Source organism: Paraburkholderia acidiphila (assembly GCF_009789655.1).
Lineage (GTDB): Bacteria > Pseudomonadota > Gammaproteobacteria > Burkholderiales > Burkholderiaceae > Paraburkholderia > Paraburkholderia acidiphila.
Genome location: NZ_CP046911.1, coordinates 1,214,049 through 1,234,497 on the forward strand (window position 1 = coordinate 1,214,049; position 20,449 = coordinate 1,234,497).

The following is a 20,449-nucleotide window of genomic DNA, read 5'->3' on the forward strand; positions in this document are numbered from 1 at the left end:
CGAAACGGCAGATGCAGAGTTTGAAATCATGCCACAGGTGCCGCTGATCCGGAGCAGCGCCCGATGGAACGTGTGCTGGGGCCGCAGATGGATGAATTCGTGCAACGCCTGCATGAAGAACACGGTGTCGTCTTCCTCCTCGGGAACACCGCCAGCGCGATCGATGCGCAGCGAATATCGCTCAAGGCGGGCGGCAACCTGGAGGCCGAACTGGTGGTGGTCGGTGTCGGCGCACGGCCACGACTGACCCTGGCCGAGCAAGCCGGCCTCGCGATCGACCGCGGAGTCGTGGTGGATGCCTGTCTGCAGACCAGCGCGCCTGGCGTGTTCGCTGCCGGCGACATCGCGCGTTGGCCCGACCCGCACAGCGGAACGGCAATTCGCGTGGAGCACTGGGTTGTCGCAGAACGCCAGGGACAAACGGCGGCGATGAACCTGATTGGCGGACGTGAGACGTTTGACGCCGTGCCATTCTTCTGGCGCCAGCATTACGATGTCCCGATCAATTATCTCGGCACGCAGAGAGCTGGGACGAAATCTCAGTCGATGGCGATATTCCAGGACGCGACTGTTTCCTGCGCTACAAGCGAAACGGACGTGACCTCGCCGTGGCCTCTATCTATCGCGATGTAGAAAATCTGCGCGCAGAATTCGAGAGGGAGCGCGACATACGTTGACGCCGGAACGCATCGCACCGGTCACTGCCCGCGCAGATTCCTGAGGATCTTCCGAACGATGCGTTCGTGCCGCACGAGTGCCTCTTCGAGTGTGCTTGCGCCATAGCTCTCGTTGTCGTCTCGCGCTTGCATTCCGGCGATTCGCGTCACGAAGAGCGCGGGTTCTCCGGCCTTCGTGTCGGCCACACCGCGAAAGCGTGTCGTGACCGTCACGCCGGACTCTTCGAGCAGCGTGCGGCGAAAGATCAATTCGTTCCCGGCCATCCAGCGCGACCACTCGCTGCGATCGAACACCTCGACAGGCTTGTTCTTCGCATCGAGGACGTAGAAGCGCTCACCCCTGGGCGGACCAGTGCGGGTTCTCATGTATCTGGCATCGGCGGCTAGTCGAGCTTCATGATGCCCATGTGCATCGCGGTGTCCGCACACATGACTACCAGCTCGTCATGCGAAACACCTTCGGTCAACCGATGATTCAGCGCCTCGTCGAATGTCCCGGCGCACTCCGAGACCGCGCTCATCGCGTCTCCTTCCGTCCGGTTGTACGCGCCAGCGAGCAGCCATCGCGCTCGGCATTTTGCGGCGTCTATCGTTTCCTGAACTGAAGCAACGGCGCCAGCTGCGTGGCATTCGGGAATCGCGACAGGCTGGAATGCTTGCGACAAAGTGGGGATGAGGAAGGCAGCGGCAACGATGTATCGACGGCACATGGCAGCTCCTTTCTTGAGGATCTTCTTACCGCCGTTGATTCGCGACGATGAGTCAATCGACAATCTATCACTTCTGCCAGCGTCGGTGGGTGTGCCAGCCGTCACATCAGCGCCGGCGCCTTGCGTTCGACGCGGAGTCGATCGATCAAGTCGTGGGTGACCCGACGGGCAGTCGATAAATCGCGCCGCAATCGTTCGAAGGCGACCATGGCCCATGGCGCGACAAAAACGAATACTACGCATTCCAACCCCGTAAGCACGGCTGCAATCGCCCGGTTTGCCTGCGAACCGTTATGCGGCAACCCGTGACGGAGCCACAAAAATGCCGGCTTGATCCCAACGTCGAATGTCATCGCCAAAAGCAGGATCAAAGCGACGTGCAATGCCAGCTGTATTTCGACGAAGACCGCCGTGTCGTCATTCTCCTCATGAATGAGCACGATCATCCGGCCAGCGATCGCAAGCGTCATCAACGCGAGCGCGCAAAAACAACTCAATTCGAACATATGATTAAATCGCCCCAGTTTTTCCGTTCCATCGCGCATGGCCAACCGGATCAGAAACGAGAACGGCGTCCTGCGCAGCAGGTCTTTCAACCCGTTACGCAGGACGCCGTTGCCCAGTGAGCCCGTTACCGGGCAGTTCAGTAGTCAGTGATGCTCAGTGCTACGGAGCGAATCGCCGTTGATACGCCCTGACGCAAGCAACGCAAGTGCCGTGCCAGTCCGTATCGCCCGTCGCAGGCGTGGATAGCGCTGCACGGCGGCGCAACGGGGCACGGTTCTGGTGCGCAACGGCACCGATCGCGCAGGGGAAACGGACCGTTCGCGGCGAACCGGTGTTGCCGCAGTTTCATTCTGGCGCATCATGGGGCGGCATAGAACGCGGAACTCGACGAAGCGCTTGTGGCGTAACCCATTAAAGGTTATCTCTAGCCTCTCCAGCGGGCCACGGGGGTGGCGCTCATATAACCAGACCATGCCGATCTCAGCAAAAAATCGAAGCTTCGCCGCACAAATCGAGAGCCGAATCGCGGTGCTCGCACTCTTTATCGGCTCGATGTGGGCAGTCTTCTTTCTGTCCGCCGCCTTCCCGTCGCTGCACCTCACCCACCACGGCGTCGTGCCGCGCACCGTCGCAGGCCTCCAGGGGATTCTGTTCGCGCCGTGGCTTCACGCTAGCCTCGGCCACATCATGGCGAATACGGGCGGCCTCGTGGTACTCGGGTGGCTCGCAATGTGGCCGCGCATCGGGGATTTTGTCGTGGCGACCGTGGGGGGCATGCTCGGCGCGGGCTGCTGCGCCTGGCTTCTTGGCACCCCATATAGCGTCCATATCGGCGCGAGCGGACTTGTTTTCGGCTACGCGGGGTATCTGGTCGCACGCGGCATCTACACACGTCACTTTCTCGCCATACTGGTCGCGCTCTTCGTCGTGCTCGCCTATGGCATCAGCCTGCTGGCCGGCGTACTGCCGTTTTATCCCGGCATCTCGTGGCAAAGCCATCTCGGCGGCGCGGTCGGCGGCGTCCTTGCAGCGCGCCTGACACTCCGGCCGGGATTGCGCTTCGCCCGGCCCTGATTGCACATTGACCCGAGACCGCCGCCGCGCGTTGATTCTGCCCGCTGATTGCGTTCGAGGAGAGTCGTCTTCGTCGGACAGATCGCGGCCACGGACCGGCGATTCGGACTACCAACTGAATCGCTCGCTGCACTCACCCAGCAGGAATCGTCAGGCAAAGCCGGCGCGGTCAGTTACGCCGATGCTCGTGGCTTTCCAGACAATGCCGACGACGGCAAGGGAATATGACGTCGACCCGACAAATCCTTCGCAATCCGCTCGGGCGGTCGCACGAAAGCTTTCCGGGCTGATTCGCCACTATGAGGTCGGTCTCACGTCAGTGTTACGCGCCTACAACTGGGGAGAAACCAACCTCGACCGCTGCTCCGATGCAATCGCTGCCCTACGCGTCATCGGTGATATCACGCATGGAGATTACAGTGGCGGCGTTGTCTCCGCTCAACTCGCAGCCCACCAACCCGACACCCGACTTCATCAGCGGCTAGTCATTCAACTGATCTGGTGGCTGGCGACCAGGCCATTCAGCCTGAGAAACTGTTCTTCGCGTCGTGCCCTCAACGTGGCCAGGTCCGTTCGCAGGACGTTTCGAGCTTCGTCGAGCCACGGCGCGAGGCAATCTTCAGCGCCACGTTCCATCTCGGCAAGGCGGGCCAGACGGGCCTTTATCTCGGCGTCGATCTTTAGCACGGCCACCAGTATGTCCTCGCTCCGCTGTCCCATCGTCTCGGCTCCTGATCAACAGGTCTTTTTCGTTTTGTCCAATTGGTGCGGCAATAGAGCGTTGCGGCATCTTCCACCCGCACCGCAGGCTGCACGAGGCAGGCGCCGACGACGCTCAACGTCGTGACAAAGTGCGCTGCCACCATTCATGGTGATCGAGATTGCGCAGCAGTTCAGCCCGACGCCGCTCACGGAGGTAGTGCACAGTCACGCCAACCACAGCAATAACCAGCACGATCGTGCCGGCAGCGATACCCAGCCAGGTTTGGTCCACGTCAGCCTCCTCAGTCACACCCGGATCGCCCTCGAACCGCAAGCGGCGCGCATCGTGAATGTGGTCCGCACTTGTGACGGACCACGGGTCAGGTGGCTACACTCAGCGCGCCCTGGTAACCGCGCGCAGGACTGCGTCGCCCCGCGGTGTCAAGCGAGGAATCGGCAGGCCGCCTTCAGGCAGCCCAATCACGATCAAGTCAAGTTCGCGAAGCGCACCGAGTTCCAGGCGGTCCGCTTCCATCCGCTCAGGCGCGTCCTTTACCAGCATCAACGTGGCAAGTTCGTGAGGACTCAGCATGGCAATATCTCGCGTTGGAACGCGTACCGCGAAAGATTCAACCGCGCAAGTTTCGTGAAACTGGCCACCAGAGGGCAGGCGGGGATGGGGGCCGCAGCCGCGCAGGCTGCAGTTGTGGCGAATGATTTATCTTTAGGATTACTCACGTATTGGCTCCAGGTACGCACCAACAGGCGTGGCCGCTGCCACCGCGGCCGATCGTCGACAATGGCGCTAGCGAAACCGCACTTACGCCGCCGAACAATCTAGAGACTTCATTCTAACTTTGTTAAATCTGCGCCGCGTGGTTGTCTTGATCGGGAATTTCCCCAATATGTGGGAATCGGCGCGCGTGGTGGCCTGCCACCAGCGCTGAATCGTGCGCTCGCATCCTCGGCCAGATCGTTAGTGCAATGACCGAAGGTGCTATTGGCGGATTCGTGTTTGGACAAATCGCGGTGCACGTCGCACATTTGCACTATAAAAGCGTTCTGCCAGGCACCGACGCACAATCAACAGGCGCAGTACGTTGTAGAAGACTTTTGCTGCGCAGAACTGTTGTCAATTCACTCAGGCAGTGTCTATCGAGCGCCTGCGGATTCAACCGGTCGATGCAACACAATGGCAGTTGCGTCAGCAGCAGGCGTGTTGCAGATGAAGTACAGAATCCGGATCCATTGCAGCGAGAGCCAGAAGGCGTTGGTGCGGGAGCGCTGGCCCCATGGGGATACGCTCCACCTGATCGCCCGATTGTTTAATCGCTATCGCACGTCGGTGCAGGAATTCCGCTAGTGAAAACCATACAGGCCCAGGGCTTTCATAACGGCCCCGAGTATACAGCCAACTACCAGCAGCGACGGGCAGATAGCAATGACGGTTCAGTGCAGCTTCTCTCCGGTCTTGTCTGGTCAGCCCAGACGAGTCCGTCTGCTTCTTTTTTCCCATCACCTCCGCGGCTTCATGAGTCGCCAAGAGGCCCGCAGTTGCTTCAACATCGTCAGAGATATGCATTACTTTACCCAGGTTTGACCAGTTAAGTTGTCCGAATGATAGCGCGCGGTGCGTACTGCTTCGCTGCGTGCAGCCTCTTCGAGAGACTTGAATCTCTCAAGGGGCCCGACAAGTTGCTGATCTGCGGTCTTCGCCATGTTGTTTAGTCCCGTTAGAATTGATCTCGTCGGCTCTTCACAGGACAGAACGACGTTTGCCGGTTTTCACGCTTGCAAGAGCGCCGAATCGTGGTCCTCGCCGCCGTCCGGCGGGCCCTCCGTCACGTCGTCACACACGTCTATCTCTACGCGGTTGCGTCCCGACTGTTTGGCCCTGTACAACGCGGCATCAGCTCGCTTCACGGCTTCGTGCAGATCGGCTTCCCCGGAACGGTACAGGGCCCCACCGATGCTCACGGTGATATGCACAACCTGTCCGTCTTCGAGCACAACCGGCGTACTCTGGACAGCCACGCGAATGCGCTCCGCCACACTACGCGCTTGTTGCCCGTCAGTGCCGGGAAGGATCGCGGCGAACTCCTCGCCACCCATGCGCGCCGGCAGGTCCTGATCGCGCAACGACGCCTTGAATAGCCGCGCGACTTCCGCAAGGACCTGGTCGCCTGCGGCATGCCCCCACGTGTCGTTGACGCGCTTGAAGTGGTCGAGGTCCAGACCGAGCACGGCGACCTGTGTTTGATGGCGCTGCGCCATCGCCACAGCCTGCGCGGCCGCGCGCTCGAAGTGCCGACGGTTGGGCAGTCCGGTCAAGGGATCGAAGTCAGCCTCCGAGCGCAGCAGGCTGATCTGCTGATACTGCTCGTCGACGTCGACCAGTGTGACCAGTAAAAGGTCGCCGGTGTCGCCCGCCGATTCACCCAGATGGGTACGCCGCACGAGCATGTGCACCAGCCCGGTTCGGGCGACCATCGCGAATGGTTCGGACCGGTCCCCGTCCCGCACCGCTGCCCAGTCGGCGGGATTCGCAAAGAGTTGCTCGATGGGTTCTCCGGTGCCGGCCAGTGCGCCAAACTCGCCTTTCAGCGCCTCGTTACCCAGCCTGATCTTCCCAGTGCGGTATTCGACCAGCGCTATGGCACTCGGCGTGTGCTCAACAAGGTTCGATACCACGCGGGCGGACTCTGCAACCTGCAAGTTCAGGCTCCTTTCGCGGCGCAGCAGCAACAGGCCCGCCACGAGCAGAGCGCTTTCGATCAACGCGCCCGCTAGATCGAAAAACACACTGGACCACCACGGCGCACGGTAGACGTTGGTTGCGACGCTCATATTGAGTATCCATTGCTCTCCCGTGCGAGGCATGTCGATCGTGCGGGATGTTCCCAGGCGGTCAATCCCGTCCACGGGCGAGTGGAGATACCAGGCACCCGGCGTAGGTCCAGCACGCTCAAAACGTTTGAATGTGTATGTCTGACCGAACGACAGCGTCGACAGCGACGGAAATCGAGCAATGACCTGATTGTCAGCATTGCGCAGCATGGCAGCTGTGCCCATGGGCAGCGTCGCCCCCTGCAGGATGTCCTGGCGCTGCGGGACTGCGATCACGATGCAGGCATCTACCTGCCTGGCCCGGTCGAGATGGGGCTGCGCCAGCATGATGCCGTAGTCCTGCCCGAAGGGGGCCAGCCAGGTTTTCCCGCTGGACCAGCTCGCGCACCCTTGCTGCTGGATCTTGGCCAGCCAGGGGACATAGTTCCCGTTGAGCGGCTCTGACGCTGCACGAAGTTTCCCTGCCGGATCGAGAACCACAATGGCGATGCTGCCCAGCACAGGCTGATGGCGCGCAGCAATGCTCTGGAGTGTTGCGTCATTGGCACGGCCGCTGTTCAGTGCATCGCTGACCGCGAGGCTGATCACGTCCATTGTCTTGACGCGATCCTCGATGCGTCCCGCCAGGACCGAAATAGCGCTGTCAAGTCGCTGCGCGGTCTGTTGATTCAGGTTGTTGAATGACCACCAGTCTTGTGTGGCGTTGGTCAGTATGTTGAGGCTAACCAGCACCACCAGGATCGGTTGGGCAAAGCCAAGCCAGGAGCGGGACGGTTTTGAAAGGTGCTGTCCAACCTTCGGGGGACTGCGACGGAAGAGTGTTCTCATGGCCACTTGACCTGATACTTCGTGATCCGAAAGCTGATGCAATGCGGATCTGCTATGAATGTTGGCGATACAAATAAATCGTTGTGTTAGTGCGACTTCGGGCCGCCATGTGTTTTGCCGGGTACGACTGCCTGTATCGACTCGGCCGGATATACCGCCTGCCGATTGAGCGAATCTGCCAGTTTGTCGATCGTCATGGGCCGGGCAAAGTGCCAGCCCTGGGCGTACTCGACTCCCCGGTCACTGAGGTACCGGGCCTGTTCCGCATTCTCGACACCTTCTGCAACGAGCTGAAGTCGCAGATCCTTGGCGAGTCCGATGATGTGCGCCACGACATGATTCTTGACGGACGCGGTGTCAATTGCGTCAACAAACGATTTGTCGATCTTCAGGTAGTCGGTGCTGAGCGTTTGCAGGTAAGACAGACTTGAATAGCCCGTGCCAAAATCGTCGATGGCGACGGCCGAACCCATCTGCCGTATTTCCGCCAGAGCCGGCCTGGCCAGTTCAGGCTTGATCAGGCTGCCCTCCGTAGCCTCGAATACGAAGTTGCGTGCCCTCGCGCCTGTCACACGTGTAATGAAATTCTTCAGTCGCGGCACAACGCCAGGAGACTGCATTTCGGATGCCGAAAGATTGATGGCCACGTGGAAATGGGGGTACTTCTTGAAGAACCCAGCCAGATCCGCAGCGGCCAGCTCGAACACGTGATCGGTAATATCCTCGATGAGGTGACAGTCTTCAGCGACCGGAATGAAGAGATCCGGTCGTACGTGTTCTCCAGTGCTCCGGCGCCAGCGCAGCAGGGCCTCGGCGCCCACCCACCGGCCAGTGTGCAGATCGACCAGTGGTTGATAGACCAGATAGAACTCCCTTCTTCGGAGACCCTCGCGGATGGCTTCAGACAGTGGCATCGCCTTGCGTGCCGAACGGCCCGTCAGGAACAACAGCAACGCCATCGCGCCAACTGTGAACGACAGGATCAGGACGCCGGCCTCGTGAATTCGCGCGTTCGCTGCCTGCGCAGAAATCGAGGCGAATGCGAAGTAGTCGTACCGGTTCGAGCGCCAGAGTGAAACAATCCTGTCGTGCTCGATAAATTCCGCGTGGTGAGCGTCGCCGAGCCTCGCACGCCATGCCGGATTGAACACACCGCGGGACATTCTGACTTGGTTGGAGCCATAGATTACCGTGCCGAGTGCAACACCGGGGTTCGTGGTGAAGACATCGATGGGCAACGCGGGGGAAACGATTGCCGAGTATCCGTTTGTGGAGCCGGTGACCAGGACCACTGGTTGTGATCCGAGATGGCTGGCAAGAGACAGATTGGCCTTACGCAGTTGGATCAGGCCTCCGGCGGTGTACTGGTAGGTCGGAGCCGGCAACAGGATGCCGTCGCCATGGCGCCCATACGACGAGCACATCAGGCGATTGTTCGCAACATATCCCACGGCTTGCAGTTGTCCGTATTTCAGACTGAGCTGTGCCATCAGCGCCAGATTCTCGGGGGAGCAGGGCGCTGCATCCTGGGCCTGTAGCTCAGCAATCGCAGCGCGCACCTGGACACTTGAGCGCTCACTGCGCTCCAGGACCTCACTCGTAATCGCATTCAGCTTTGCAAACTCTTCACGCAGAATCTGGGTGCGCGCATAGCCAAACGCGAGACCACCCAGCGTGGCGATAGCAACGGTTCCGACAACCGCTGTTGTCACCGTTGCCCTTATCCGGCTGTCCAGTACGCCGCGAAAAACTTCCACGAGGGGGCGGGGCAAGCACGACAGTGCCCGGCGTACGAATGGAACGTTGAGCGAACTCATGACAGGGCCAAATGAATGTAAGCCGTGCCCGGACAAGTGTGGCCAACATGCGTTTCTCCTGGCTCGGGCAGTGTCGAAGGAGGTCAGCGGTAACACCGATAGCGGGAACCAAGGGGCAGTACAACCACCCCATTCACGCATCAAGTTGACAAATCAACTATACAGCTTGATGTAAGCTGTTTGTATGCGTCCCGGCGTCGCCAGTGTTTGCTTAATCCGCATCGTCCAGATCAGCCTGGACAGCCGCCATCGCCAGTTCCGGTTGGGAAAGGCCGTGATTCAGAATGGCGTAGTGATCGCGGACCGGGCCTTGGTGGCGCGATGAGCGCTATCGCCACACTGACCCGCAATTGGCCTGGCGTGGCAATGAGGCGCTATCTCCGCTCACCACCACTTCGACACGTGGGAGACCGTTCCGGATCCAGCAATGTCCTTCAGACGCCAGGCTTCGTCGCGTGGCCGTCTGATGGACAATCTAGCGAGCCGTGACGCAAAGTAAAAAGACCTTCTGGGAAGGGGGCATGGCGGGTGGGCTGGCGCGTGCTTTGGCGGCTTGCGCGGCCGGTGGATCAAGGAAGGACGAGTTCGTCGAGCCGTGAAAGAAATAGCTGCAACGTAGGCGAAGCGTTGGCGCGGCTGTAGCCCACCACGAGGTCGACCGTCGGCGCCTCGCCTTCCAGCGGACGGCTCACGACAGACCACGGCAGCAGGTTGTTTGCATACTCGGGCATGAGCGCGAGGCCGCGCGTGGAAGCCACAAGCGACATGGCCATTGCGAGGTTGTCCACGCGGTGCTCGGTGGCGACCTCCACGCCCTGCGCCTGCAGATAGCCCACGATGACCTCGTGCAGTACGCGCGCCTTGTTGGACGCCATGACGAACGGCTCGCCGGCTATGTCCTGCGGATCAATGGCGGATTTCGCCGTAAGCGGGTGGTCGCTCGGCATCAGTACGATGAGCCGCTCGCGGTTCACCACGCGATACTCGAGATCGTAGCCGGGCTCCGCGCGCAGGAAGCCAAGATCGAGCTTGCCGCGTGCGAGCGAGTCGGCAACATCCGGCGAGTAGTAGCTCGACACGGTCACGTCGATATTGGGCAATTCCTCGCGCAGCACACTCATCGCGCGCGGCAGCCAGGTCATTTCCTGGCCCGTGAGAAAGCCCAGCGCGAACACCTTGCGCTCGGGCAGCGCCGCGCGGCGCGCGGCCTCGGCGGCGGCGTCGACCTGCGCGAGCGCCAGGCGCGCATGATCGAGAAACGCCTTGCCCGCGGTGGTCAGTTCCACGCCCCGCGCGCTGCGAACGAACAGCGCCACACCCACCTGGTCCTCCAGATCGCGGATCTGGCGGCTCAGCGACGGCTGCGACGTGAAAAGCCGCTGCTCCGCGGCCACGGTCAGGCTGCCGGTTTCGGCCACCGCCACGAAATACCGCAGATGCCGCAGTTCCATCGCGCTCTCCAGTCTGGCCCATGCCTCGCAGGTATGCCGGCAAGCCTACAAAGTCTTTTTCCACCGCGCAAGCACTCTCTAGAGTTCGGCACATGGCAGCACGCATGGCAGAAGTCGAGCAACACCCGGCGCGTGCACACAGTATCGCCCGCCCGAAAGCCATCGCTCGCGGGTATGGCCTTAACCCTCGATCAGGAGATTCGCCATGTCCCAACTCACCGGCAAGACCGCGCTCGTTACGGGCGCCTCGCGCGGCATTGGCCGCGCCATTGCGCTCTCGCTCGCCAGTGCCGGCGCGCAGGTGCTCGTGCACTACGGCAACGCCGAAGAGGCCGCCGACGCCGTCGTCGCCGAAATTCGCGCAGCGGGCGGCAAGGCCCAGAAAGTGGGCGCGAACCTGCGCGACGCCGACGGTCCGCATCAACTGGCCAAACGTGTGCGGGCGATCGTCGGCGACCGGCTCGATATCCTCGTCTCCAACGCCGGCATCTCGAAGTCGGCGCCGCTCGAAGAGACAAGCGTGGAAGACTTCGACGACCTGTTCGCCGTGAACGTGCGCGCGCCGTACTTTCTGGTTCAGCAACTCCTGCCCACCATGTGCAAGGGCAGCAGCATCGTGCTGCTTTCCTCGCTCGCCGCGCGCGCGGCCGTTGGCGCGATTTCCGCCTATGCCGCGAGCAAGGGCGCGGTGGACACGCTCGTCGCCCATTTCGCTTCGGCGCTCGGAGCGCGTGGCATCCGCGTGAACGCCGTCGCTCCGGGCATCGTGGCTACCGATATGTCGAACTTCACGAAAACCGAAACGGGCCGCGCGACGGCGCTGGGTATGCAGGCGTTCAAGCGCATCGCGCAACCGCAGGACATTGCCGAAGCGGTCACGTTCCTCGCCTCCGACGCGGCCCGCTGGATCACCGGCGACACGCTCCGCGTGGATGGCGGCTCGAAGCTCTGAGGCGTCACTCGAACCTCGGCGCACCAGACAACACGAAACAATAAGGTATCCAAAATGAATACAAGCAATCTCAAACTGCTCTCCCCCGTGCGAGTGGGCCCGCTGGAACTCGATCACCGCGTCGTGCTGGCGCCGATGACGCGCCTGCGTTCCGGGCCCGACCACAGCCCGAGCGCGATGATGGTGGACTACTACCGCCAGCGCGCCTCGGCGGGCGGCCTGCTGATCACGGAAAGCGCGCATCCGTCCTACGATAGCCGCGGCTATATCGGCGCGCCGGGCATCTATACCGATGCGCACGTCGATGCCTGGCAGAAGATCACGCAAGCCGTGCATGCCAAAGGCGGCCGGATCTTTATGCAGATCGCCCACGACGGCCGCCAGTCGCACGTGGACCTGAGCTGGGGCAACGCGCCGGTCGCGCCTTCCGTGGTTCCCTACGAAACCACGGTGCTCACGCAGAACGGCTGGGTGCCGAACTCGCCGCACCGCGCGCTGGCGCTGGCCGAAATTCCCGCGCTGGTCGAATCGTTCCGCCGCGCCGCCGAGCGCGCGAAGGAAGCCGGGTTCGACGGCGTCGAGCTGCACAACGCGAACGGCTATCTCGCCGACACCTTCCTCCAGGACGGCACCAACAGGCGCAGCGACGCCTATGGCGGCAGCGTCGAAAAGCGCGCCCGCTTCTCGCTGGAGGTGGTCGATGCGTTCGCCTCCGTGTGGGGCGCCGAGCGCGTAGGCGTGCGCGTGTCGCCCAGCGGCCGCTGGGGCGCGATATCGGACAGCGATCCGCAAGCCACGTTTGGCTACTTTGCGGACCGCCTCGACGCTTATGGGCTAGCCTATCTGCACGTGATCGAGCCGCGCGTCATGGGTACCGAAACGCTGGTGGAGGGAGAAGCACCCGTGGCTTCGTCGTTCCTGCGCCAGCACTTTTCCGGCCCGATCATCGCCGCGGGCGGCTTCGACCGGGCAGGCGCCGAAGCGATCCTGCAACGCGGCGACGCCGACCTCGTCGCTTTCGGCCGCTGGTTTTCCTCGAATCCCGATCTCCCCGAACGCCTGCGTCACGGCCACCCGCTCACGCCGTACCGCCGCGATGCGTTCTGGGGCGGCACCGAGCGCGATTACAGCGACTTCGTGACGTACGAGGAAACGCAGGCGGCGGCTGGCTGAATTCGCAAAGCACTCGCAGAACCCCCGACGCACCCGCATACATTCACTGGAGCACAACCATGAGCACCCAACCTGTCGTTTTGATTACCGGCGCGTTGACCGGCATCGGCCGCGCCACCGCGCTCGCCTATGCGCGCGACAAGGCCAGCGTGGTCGTTGCTGGCCGCCGCGACGAAGCTGGCCGCGCGTTAGCGGACGAACTTCGCGCACTCGGCGCGCAAGCCGAATACATTCGCGCGGACGTCAGCAAGGAAGACGACGTGCGCGCGCTGGTCGAGCGCGCGATCGAACGTTTCGGCCGCATCGATATCGCCGTCAACTCCGCCGGCGTCGAAGGCGAGGCTGGCCCTGTCACGGAGCAAACGCCCGAGCGCTACGCGGCCGTGTTCGACGCGAACGTGCTCGGCACGCTGCTCGCGATGAAGCACGAACTGCGCGCCATGACGGCGCAGGGCAGCGGCAGCATCGTCAACGTGTCGTCGACCATGGGCTCGCGCGGTGCGCCCAATGCCGCGCTGTACGTCGCGAGCAAGCACGCCGTCGAGGGCCTCACGAAGTCGGCCGCGCTCGAAGCGGCGCCGTTCGGCGTGCGCGTGAACGCCGTGGCGCCGGGTCCGATACAGACCGCCATGCTCGACCGCTTCATGCCCGACCCGGCTCGCAAGGCCGCCGCACTCGCGGGCGTGCCGCTCAAGCGTGCGGGCAATCCCGAGGAGATTGCCGACGCGATCCGCTTCGTCGGCTCCGAGGCCAGCTTCATGACGGGCGAAATCCTGCGCGTCAACGGCGGGCGCACGGCGGCGTGATGCTCGCTGCGCCGCTACGCTCAGCCAACCCGCTTTCAACGTGAACGGCCCCTAAGGTGACCACCATGTCCACGCCTCGTTTCGATGACCTTCCGCCCGCGCTCAAAGCGGTGCAAACCCGCCCGCTCTTCGTGATGCGGCTCGACGTCAAACCGATCGAGATCGTCGGCCAGACCGGGGGCGCGCTGCGCCGTGTCGGTATCGTGCCATCCGGGACGTTCGCGGGCGAACGCCTTTCGGGCCTCGTGCTCGACGGCGGCAGCGACTGGCAGTCCGTGCGCAGCGACGGCAGCACGACGCTCGACGTGCGGCTGCTCCTGCGCACCGACGACGGCACGAACCTGCTGATGTCGTATCGCGGCGTGCGTCATGGCGATCCTGAAGTGTTGCAGCGGCTGGATCGCGGCGAAGCCGTCGATCCAGCCAGCTATTACTTCAGGACCAATCCTGTTTTCGAAGCGCCCGCGGGCAAGTACGAGTGGCTCAATCGTGTCATAGCCGTCGGCACCGGGCATCGCTTTCCGGCGGGGCCGGTGTATAGCGTTTTCGAAGTGATCTGAGCCCTGCGCTTCGCCGCAAGCGCGTCTCACCCCGCGCCGATATGCGGCTGCAGCGCCTTGAGCCAGCACGCCACCACCACCGCCCCGCCATCGGGCGTCCCGATCGCGCGCGCGCCCAGATAGCTTGCGCGGCCCGCGCGCGGCGTCATTCGCTCGGTGCTTTTCGCGCCGGACTCCGCGGCGCTGACCGCTTGCGCCCACGCCTCTGCGACCGGACGCCCCGACTTCAGCGCGTTTTCCAGCGCATCGGCGGCGGGAACGAGCGCATCGAGCATCGTGCGGTCGCCCGGCTTCGCGCCGCCCAGTTCGCTGATCGCCTCGGCCGCGCCGCGCATGGCGGCGGCCCAATCCTGCGCGCCGGGCTGCGCCGTGTCGCCGAGCGTGCGCGAGGCGCGCAGCAGCGCCGTTGCATAGAACGGCCCGGAACTGCCCGCGATCGCGCGGCGCAATGTCGTGCTGAGGGCGGCGAGCGCGCTGCCCGGAGAATCGAGCGCGCCTTGCGGCACCGCGAGAATGGCCTGCGCGGCGCGATGCATGCTTGCGCCCAGATCGCCGTCGCCGGCGCGGGAATCGAGGTCCGTGAACAGCGCTTCGTTCTCGATCAATGCGTGCGCAACGGCATCGAGCGCCGGTTTGAGACGCCGCGTCCATGCAACGCTGGCGGGATCGGCTGGCGTCGCGCCCGCCTCTGCGCGCGTATGCGCCGCTGGAAATGCAGGCTCGATGCGAATCTGCCGATTGACCGTGCCGACGCCGGGCCACGCGTGCGCTTCGGTCTTTGCGTCGAGCAACGCGAGTCTCGCGTCGTCGAGCCGGAGCACGGAGATCGAACAGCCCGGCATGTTGAGCGCCGAGAGAAACGTGCCGGTCCACGCCCGCTCGACCACCACGTCGCGCTGGCTCAGGCTCTCGAATGCATCGCGCATGACGATCGCCAGTTCCATCGTGGGGGTCGCGCCCAGCCCGTTCACGAGCAACGCCACGCGCTCGCCGCTTTTCAACGCGAGGTCTTCGACGATGCTGGCGAGCAGCGTCTGCGTCAATTCGCTCGCCGTCATCGGCGTCGTGCGTTCCACGCCCTTCTCGCCGTGAATGCCCATGCCGAGTTCGATCTCGTCGTCGGCCAGGCGAAAGCCGGCTTGCTCCGCGCCGGGCAGCGTGCAGCCGTCGAGCGCCACGCCCATCGTGCCGAGATTCGCGGCCGCGCTGCGCGCAATCGCGGCCACGAGGTCCAGCGCGTCGCCGCGCGCGGCCGCTGCCCCCGCGATCTTGTGCACTAGCACAGTCCCCGCGATGCCGCGCCGCTGATTGCGCTCCGTATGCCCGCGCAACGACACGTCGTCCGCCACGACGACGATTTCGACCGGAATGCCTTCGGCGCGCGCCAGTTCCGCCGCCAGGCCGAAATTGAGCCGGTCGCCCGTGTAGTTCTTCACGACGAGCAGCGCGCCATTCGGGCCAGCGCTCGCGCGGATCGCGGCGAGCACGGCGTCGGTGGAAGGCGATGTGAAGACCTCGCCGCAAACCGCGGCGCTCAGCATGCCCTGCCCCACGTAACCGCCATGCGCGGGCTCGTGGCCGCTGCCGCCGCCCGAGATCACCGCGACGGTACGCGCGGCCGCACCGGGCAACGGATTGCGAACGAGGACGTTTTCGTCGCCGAGCACGGCAACATGCGGCACGGTGCGCGCGATGCCTTCTAGCATTTCGCGCACCACCAACGACGGGTCGTTGACGAGTTTCTTCATGTGAGTCCCTTGAAGGAGTAACAGGGGCGCAAACACCGGACCGCGCGCGATGCCTTCACGCCATGAGCGTATTGAAGCACGGGCATCGAGCGCGCAGCGGATGCGTGCCTCGCTCGCGAGCCGAAAATCCCGGCCTTCTCCTCGCGCCCTAGGTAAAAACACCCATCAAAGCGGCCCGCCGAACACCCGTTATTCAGGCAGTAGCGTCCGATCGCGGCGTTGCCGTGCCTGCGCCGTCTGCATGCCTGGAACACCATGGCCCCTCTGCCTGTCTCCCCGCTGATGCCGGTGCCCTCACCCGTAACCTGCCCACTCCCGTCGAGCAACGCGGCGCAAGTGGCGATGTGCCGAATCGCGTTGCGTGGCGATGAACGTAGCTGAACTATCCGCATCCACACCGCAGGCGCCGACCCGCGCGCCCGGCAAAGGCGTCGCCGCCGCGCTGGCGGTTGCGCTGATCGTATGCGTGGCAATCGGCGCGACGCTGAGCGCGAACCTCTCGCGTGGCACAGCCGACTCACGGCTTCGCCAGGAACTGAACATCACGTCGGAACTCGAAGCCCTGCTCACGCTGCATATCGCGGCGAATACCGACTTCCTCAAAGGCGTGGGCACGGCGGGCTACACGTCGCGCGCGTGGCCGATCAAGCGGGCTGCAGTCGTGGCCGGCATTTACGACCGGCTCGAGCACGACTTCGCGCTCGCGCCGCGCAATGAGCGCACGATCCGCCAGTTGCGCCAGTTGAGCGCCATCTGGCCCGAGCAGCTCGACGCGGCCGCGCGCAATATCGCGCTCGCCGACGCGGGCGCAAAGCTCGAACCCGCGTTGATGCAGCGCGCGAACGAAACGCTCAGCTCCATCATGTCGCTGCTCACCGAGCTGCGCTCCGAACAACGCGAGCAGATCCGGGTCGTGCAGTTCGGCGCGCAGGCGCAACTCGCGCGGCAAAAAATCTCGCTGATCGGCACGGCAACGGCCGGCGCCCTGCTGCTGCTCTTCACGCTACTCACGAGCCACCGCGCCGCGCTTTCCCGCAGTGCGGCGAAGATCGTCGCTTTCGAAGCCGAACGGCGATTTCGTGAGTACTTCGAACAGCATCCGGTTGCGATGCTCATTTTCGACGTCCGCTCCTATGCGATCCTCACCGCGAACGCCGCGGCCCAGCGCCAATACGGCGCGAGCCTGCAGCAGCTCAAGGGCGCGTCGATCGAGCAGCTTCGTCCGCCGGCCGAAACCGAAGCGTTCCGCCACGACCTGCACGGCTACGTCAACTCCGGCGCCCAAAGCGGCGCAGGCGGCGTGCGCCGGCATGTGCGCATGAGCGGTGAAGTGATACATGTCGATATCGCCTGGCATATGCTGGACTATGCGGGCCACGATGCGTGTTTCATCACCGCACACGACGTCACGGCGCACGAAGAGGCGCGAGAGCATTTGCGCATTCGCAGCCGGGCGCTGGAGGCTTCGAGAAACGCCGTGATCATCTCGCATAAGGTCGACGGCGAGAGCATCGTCACCTACGCCAACGCGGCGTTCGAGCGCATCACCGGCCGCACGGTGGAGACGGCGAACGGGGCCGAGCATTGGGGCATGCTCGATTGCGACGCGTCGTCCCCCGATGCGGATACCATCCGGCGCGCCATGCAATCCGAGCGCGAAGGCGAGGGCCTGCTCAAGTGCTACCGGCCCGATGGCGCGCCCTACTGGATCGAGCTGCATGTCGCGCCCGTGCTCGACGAGCGCAATCGCCCCACGCATTGCGTGAGCGTGTTCAACGACGTTTCCGAGCGCATCCGTTATCAGGAGCAGTTGCGTCTGCAAGCCAACGAAGACTCGCTCACGCATCTGCCGAACCGGCTCGGCCTCAAGGCGCGTTTGCGTGAACTCGTCAGGACTGCGATCCACGAGCAGCAAAAGTTCGCGCTGGTGTTCATCGACCTCGACAACTTCAAGGAGGTCAACGACTCCCTCGGCCATACCGCCGGCGACGACGTGCTGTGCGAGGTCGCGCGCCGCCTGTCCGCCAATATCGCTCACGGCGAGATCGTTTCCCGGTACGCGGGCGACGAATTCGTCGCCGTGCTGTACGGGCGAGGCGATGCCGACCACTTCGTCGGCGCCGCCGCGAGAATGCAGGAATCCTTGACACATGGCCTGCTGATCGGCAATAAGGTCATCGTGCCGCTGGCCTGTGTCGGCCTCGCGGTGTTCCCCGATCATTCGAGCGACCCGGACTCCCTGCTCAAGTACGCCGACTCCGCCATGTATCGCGCCAAGTCGATGGGCCCCGGCAGCATGCAGGTGTTCGACATGGGCATCGCGAGCCAAAACCTGGAGCGTGCCAGCCTCGCACAGGCGTTGCGCCTCGCCGTGGCGTCGCGCGCGTTTGCCGTTGCGTGGCAGGCGAGAGTCAACCCGACGACGGGCGAGACGATGGGCTTCGAGGCGCTCGTGCGCTGGCACGATCCGGAGCGCGGCCAGGTCAGCCCGGCCCTCTTCATCCCGCTTGCCGAGGAAAACGGCCTGATCGTGCAGATCGGCGAATTCGTTTTCGAGCAAGCGTGCCGCCAGGCCCGCGAGTGGGCGCGCCAGTATCCGGACATCGTCGTTTCGGTCAACGTATCGCCGGTCCAGTTCGTGCGCGCGGATTTGCCCGCCATGATGGCGGATACGCTCGCGCGCACCGGCGTGAGCCCGCGCAATATCGAGCTGGAAATCACGGAGGGCGTGCTCATGGCGCCCCGCTCGCTCGCCACGCTGCGCGCGCTTCGCGAGATGGGGCTCTCGGTCGCGATCGACGACTTCGGCTCGGGCTATTCGAGCCTTGGGTACATTCGCAGCTTCATGCCCGATCGCCTCAAGCTCGACATGTCGTTCGTGAGGGGCATTGGCCACTCGCGCGCCGACGAGGTCATCGTGAAAGCGGTGCTCACCCTCGGCCACACGCTCGGCATGCGTGTGGTGGCCGAGGGCGTGGAGACGCTGCGGCAACTGGAATTCCTGATCGAGAACGGCTGCAACGAGGCCCAGGGCTACTGGTTCTCACGCCCTGTGGATGCCGCGAGCGCGCAGTCCTACCTGGAAGCGAGCCATGCGGCCGGCGTTCACCCGCGCTAACCTGCTCGGATGGCTCACGGGCCCGCGCGCCATTTTCTATGGCAGCCTCGCGGTCGCCTTCATCATGGCGTCGCTGTGCGCAACGGTGCTCTACGAGAGCCGCCACGACGCACTCGAGCGCGCCCGCGAGAACTCGCGCAACGTCGCGCTCGTTGCCGAACGCGACATCGAGCGCAATTTCGAGTTGTACGCGCTTTCGCTGCAGGCCGTGGTCGACGGCATCGGCCGGCCCGACGTCATGGCGTTGCCCGCGCCACTGCGCAGCCAGTTGCTGTTCGACCACGCCATTACCGCGGAATATCTGGGCTCGATACTGGTGCTCGACGAAGCGGGCAACGTCGTCATGAACTCGGCCACCGCCACGCCGCTCAAGGCCAATTTCGCCGACCGCGACTACTTCACGGTGCAGCGCGAGAATCCCTATGCGGGCCTCTACGTCAGCGCGCCATACCGTTCGCGCTTGCGCAACGGCGCGCCGAGCATTGCGCTGAGCCGCAGACTCTCGCATCCCGACGGGTCGTTCGCCGGCATCGTCATGATCGCGATAAACCTGGAGTATTTTCACCAGTTGTTCGCCGGGCTCTCGCTCGGCCCGCACGGGGCGATTTCGCTGATGGCGCAAGACGGCACCATGATCATGCGCCAGCCCTACGACCCGGCCGTAGTGGGACGCAACATCCGCAACGCCAGTACGTTCCGCCACTTTCTGAGCGCGAAAGAAGGCAGTTTCTCGGACACGTCGTCGATCGATGGCGTGCGCCGCCTGTATTTTTTCCGCAATTTTCCGCGCCAGCCGCTCATCATCATGGTGGCGGAAGCCGAGCCCGATATCTACGCCGCGTGGCGGCGGCGTGCGCTGACCATCGGCACGCTCATGGGCACGTTCGCCGTCGGCTTCGTCGCGCTCTCGTTCATGCTCGCCACGCAATTGCGGCACAGAATGCGCGCGGAGTCCGAACTGCAGTTGCTCGCGCGCACGGACAGCCTCACAGGCTTGAACAACCGCCGCACGCTGGGCGAAATCCTCGAACAGGAGTGGCGGCGCGCCAGGCGCGCGCGCAGCGTATTCTCGCTGCTCTTCGTCGATATCGACCGGTTCAAGGCCTATAACGACCAGTACGGCCACCAGGCCGGCGACGACGCGCTCGCCGCCGTGGCGCGCTGCATTGGCGAAAACATCCGCCGGCCCGCGGACACCGCCGCCCGTTATGGCGGCGAAGAGTTCATCGTCGTGCTGCCCGATACGCTGCTGGAAGGCGCGTGCGCGATTGCGGAGAAAATCCGCCATGCGATCAGCGAACTCGCCATCGAGCATGCGGGCAGCGAGTACGGGCGCGTCACGGCGAGCATTGGCTCCGCAAGCTGGTCACCGGACCACGATAGCGACGTCACGCAGGTCATCAAGGCGGCCGATCAGGCGCTCTACGACGCCAAGGCGCGCGGCCGCAACCGCGTCGCCATGTGCGGCGCTTGAGTGGC

General features: G+C 63.7%; 17 protein-coding genes. 8 read left to right on the forward strand and 9 right to left on the reverse strand.

The window, feature by feature from the left end; translation table 11 throughout:
* The first annotated feature begins 63 nt into the window (after window positions 1–63).
* Window positions 64–633 carry an FAD-dependent oxidoreductase gene (locus tag FAZ97_RS29745; RefSeq protein WP_233271878.1) on the forward strand — a complete coding sequence of 190 codons (570 nt, stop codon included), beginning with the start codon at window positions 64–66 and terminating at the stop codon, window positions 631–633.
* A gap of 65 nt (window positions 634–698) precedes the next feature.
* On the opposite strand, the gene FAZ97_RS29750 is transcribed toward FAZ97_RS29745, so the two are convergent.
* From FAZ97_RS29750 to FAZ97_RS29760, 3 genes are read right to left on the reverse strand one after another with little or no spacing between them, the layout of a single operon-like run.
* Window positions 699–1,043 carry a hypothetical protein gene (locus tag FAZ97_RS29750; protein ID WP_158762300.1) on the reverse strand — a complete coding sequence of 115 codons (345 nt, stop codon included), beginning with the start codon at window positions 1,041–1,043 and terminating at the stop codon, window positions 699–701.
* Between the two features lie 17 nt (window positions 1,044–1,060).
* Window positions 1,061–1,450, reverse strand: a complete 390-nt coding sequence (locus FAZ97_RS29755) for a hypothetical protein (protein ID WP_233271879.1) — start codon at window positions 1,448–1,450, stop codon at window positions 1,061–1,063.
* 38 nt (window positions 1,451–1,488) lie between these two features.
* The gene (locus FAZ97_RS29760) at window positions 1,489–1,983 is read right to left on the reverse strand and encodes a hypothetical protein (protein ID WP_158762301.1); all 495 of its coding nucleotides are present in this window, start codon (window positions 1,981–1,983) and stop codon (window positions 1,489–1,491) included.
* Window positions 1,984–2,422: 439 nt separating this feature from the next.
* Here FAZ97_RS29760 and FAZ97_RS29765 point away from each other — a divergent pair, with 439 nt between their 5' ends.
* Window positions 2,423–2,968, forward strand: coding sequence for a rhomboid family intramembrane serine protease (locus FAZ97_RS29765; RefSeq protein ID WP_233271880.1), 546 nt, complete (start codon window positions 2,423–2,425; stop codon window positions 2,966–2,968).
* A 489-nt stretch (window positions 2,969–3,457) separates the two neighbouring features.
* Here the strand turns inward: FAZ97_RS29765 and FAZ97_RS29770 are convergent, their stop codons facing one another.
* The 5 genes from FAZ97_RS29770 to FAZ97_RS29785 all read right to left on the reverse strand — a co-directional run bounded on the left by FAZ97_RS29770 (window position 3,458) and on the right by FAZ97_RS29785 (window position 10,613).
* The gene (locus FAZ97_RS29770) at window positions 3,458–3,688 is read right to left on the reverse strand and encodes a hypothetical protein (protein ID WP_158762303.1); all 231 of its coding nucleotides are present in this window, start codon (window positions 3,686–3,688) and stop codon (window positions 3,458–3,460) included.
* A gap of 115 nt (window positions 3,689–3,803) precedes the next feature.
* Complete coding sequence (locus FAZ97_RS35295) at window positions 3,804–3,962, reverse strand: hypothetical protein (RefSeq protein WP_199272181.1); 159 nt, start codon at window positions 3,960–3,962, stop codon at window positions 3,804–3,806.
* 1,493 nt (window positions 3,963–5,455) lie between these two features.
* Complete coding sequence (locus FAZ97_RS29775) at window positions 5,456–7,345, reverse strand: sensor domain-containing diguanylate cyclase (protein WP_158762304.1); 1,890 nt, start codon at window positions 7,343–7,345, stop codon at window positions 5,456–5,458.
* 86 nt (window positions 7,346–7,431) lie between these two features.
* Window positions 7,432–9,162 carry an EAL domain-containing protein gene (locus FAZ97_RS29780; RefSeq protein WP_158762305.1) on the reverse strand — a complete coding sequence of 577 codons (1,731 nt, stop codon included), beginning with the start codon at window positions 9,160–9,162 and terminating at the stop codon, window positions 7,432–7,434.
* A 569-nt stretch (window positions 9,163–9,731) separates the two neighbouring features.
* Complete coding sequence (locus FAZ97_RS29785; RefSeq protein ID WP_158762306.1) at window positions 9,732–10,613, reverse strand: LysR family transcriptional regulator; 882 nt, start codon at window positions 10,611–10,613, stop codon at window positions 9,732–9,734.
* A gap of 205 nt (window positions 10,614–10,818) precedes the next feature.
* Between FAZ97_RS29785 and FAZ97_RS29790 the strand changes: the two genes are divergently transcribed.
* From FAZ97_RS29790 to FAZ97_RS29805, 4 genes are all read left to right on the forward strand, one after another.
* The gene (locus FAZ97_RS29790) at window positions 10,819–11,565 is read left to right on the forward strand and encodes an SDR family NAD(P)-dependent oxidoreductase (protein ID WP_158762307.1); all 747 of its coding nucleotides are present in this window, start codon (window positions 10,819–10,821) and stop codon (window positions 11,563–11,565) included.
* 54 nt (window positions 11,566–11,619) lie between these two features.
* On the forward strand, window positions 11,620–12,738 hold the full coding sequence (locus tag FAZ97_RS29795) for an alkene reductase (protein ID WP_158762308.1): 1,119 nt from the start codon (window positions 11,620–11,622) through the stop codon (window positions 12,736–12,738).
* 59 nt (window positions 12,739–12,797) lie between these two features.
* Complete coding sequence (locus tag FAZ97_RS29800) at window positions 12,798–13,544, forward strand: SDR family NAD(P)-dependent oxidoreductase (protein WP_158762309.1); 747 nt, start codon at window positions 12,798–12,800, stop codon at window positions 13,542–13,544.
* A 65-nt stretch (window positions 13,545–13,609) separates the two neighbouring features.
* Window positions 13,610–14,104: a DUF3237 domain-containing protein gene (locus FAZ97_RS29805; protein WP_158762310.1), complete on the forward strand. Its 495-nt coding sequence runs from the start codon at window positions 13,610–13,612 to the stop codon at window positions 14,102–14,104.
* A 26-nt stretch (window positions 14,105–14,130) separates the two neighbouring features.
* Here the strand turns inward: FAZ97_RS29805 and FAZ97_RS29810 are convergent, their stop codons facing one another.
* On the reverse strand, window positions 14,131–15,852 hold the full coding sequence (locus FAZ97_RS29810; protein ID WP_158762311.1) for a dihydroxyacetone kinase family protein: 1,722 nt from the start codon (window positions 15,850–15,852) through the stop codon (window positions 14,131–14,133).
* 367 nt (window positions 15,853–16,219) lie between these two features.
* Here FAZ97_RS29810 and FAZ97_RS29815 point away from each other — a divergent pair, with 367 nt between their 5' ends.
* Together FAZ97_RS29815 and FAZ97_RS29820 are read left to right on the forward strand one after the other, a co-directional pair.
* Window positions 16,220–18,970 (forward strand): putative bifunctional diguanylate cyclase/phosphodiesterase, encoded by a 2,751-nt coding sequence (locus FAZ97_RS29815; protein WP_158762312.1) that lies wholly within the window; start codon window positions 16,220–16,222, stop codon window positions 18,968–18,970.
* Window positions 18,945–20,444, forward strand: a complete 1,500-nt coding sequence (locus FAZ97_RS29820; RefSeq protein WP_233271882.1) for a sensor domain-containing diguanylate cyclase — start codon at window positions 18,945–18,947, stop codon at window positions 20,442–20,444. The genes FAZ97_RS29815 and FAZ97_RS29820 overlap by 26 nt, the downstream gene beginning before the upstream one ends.
* Window positions 20,445–20,449 lie beyond the last annotated feature (5 nt).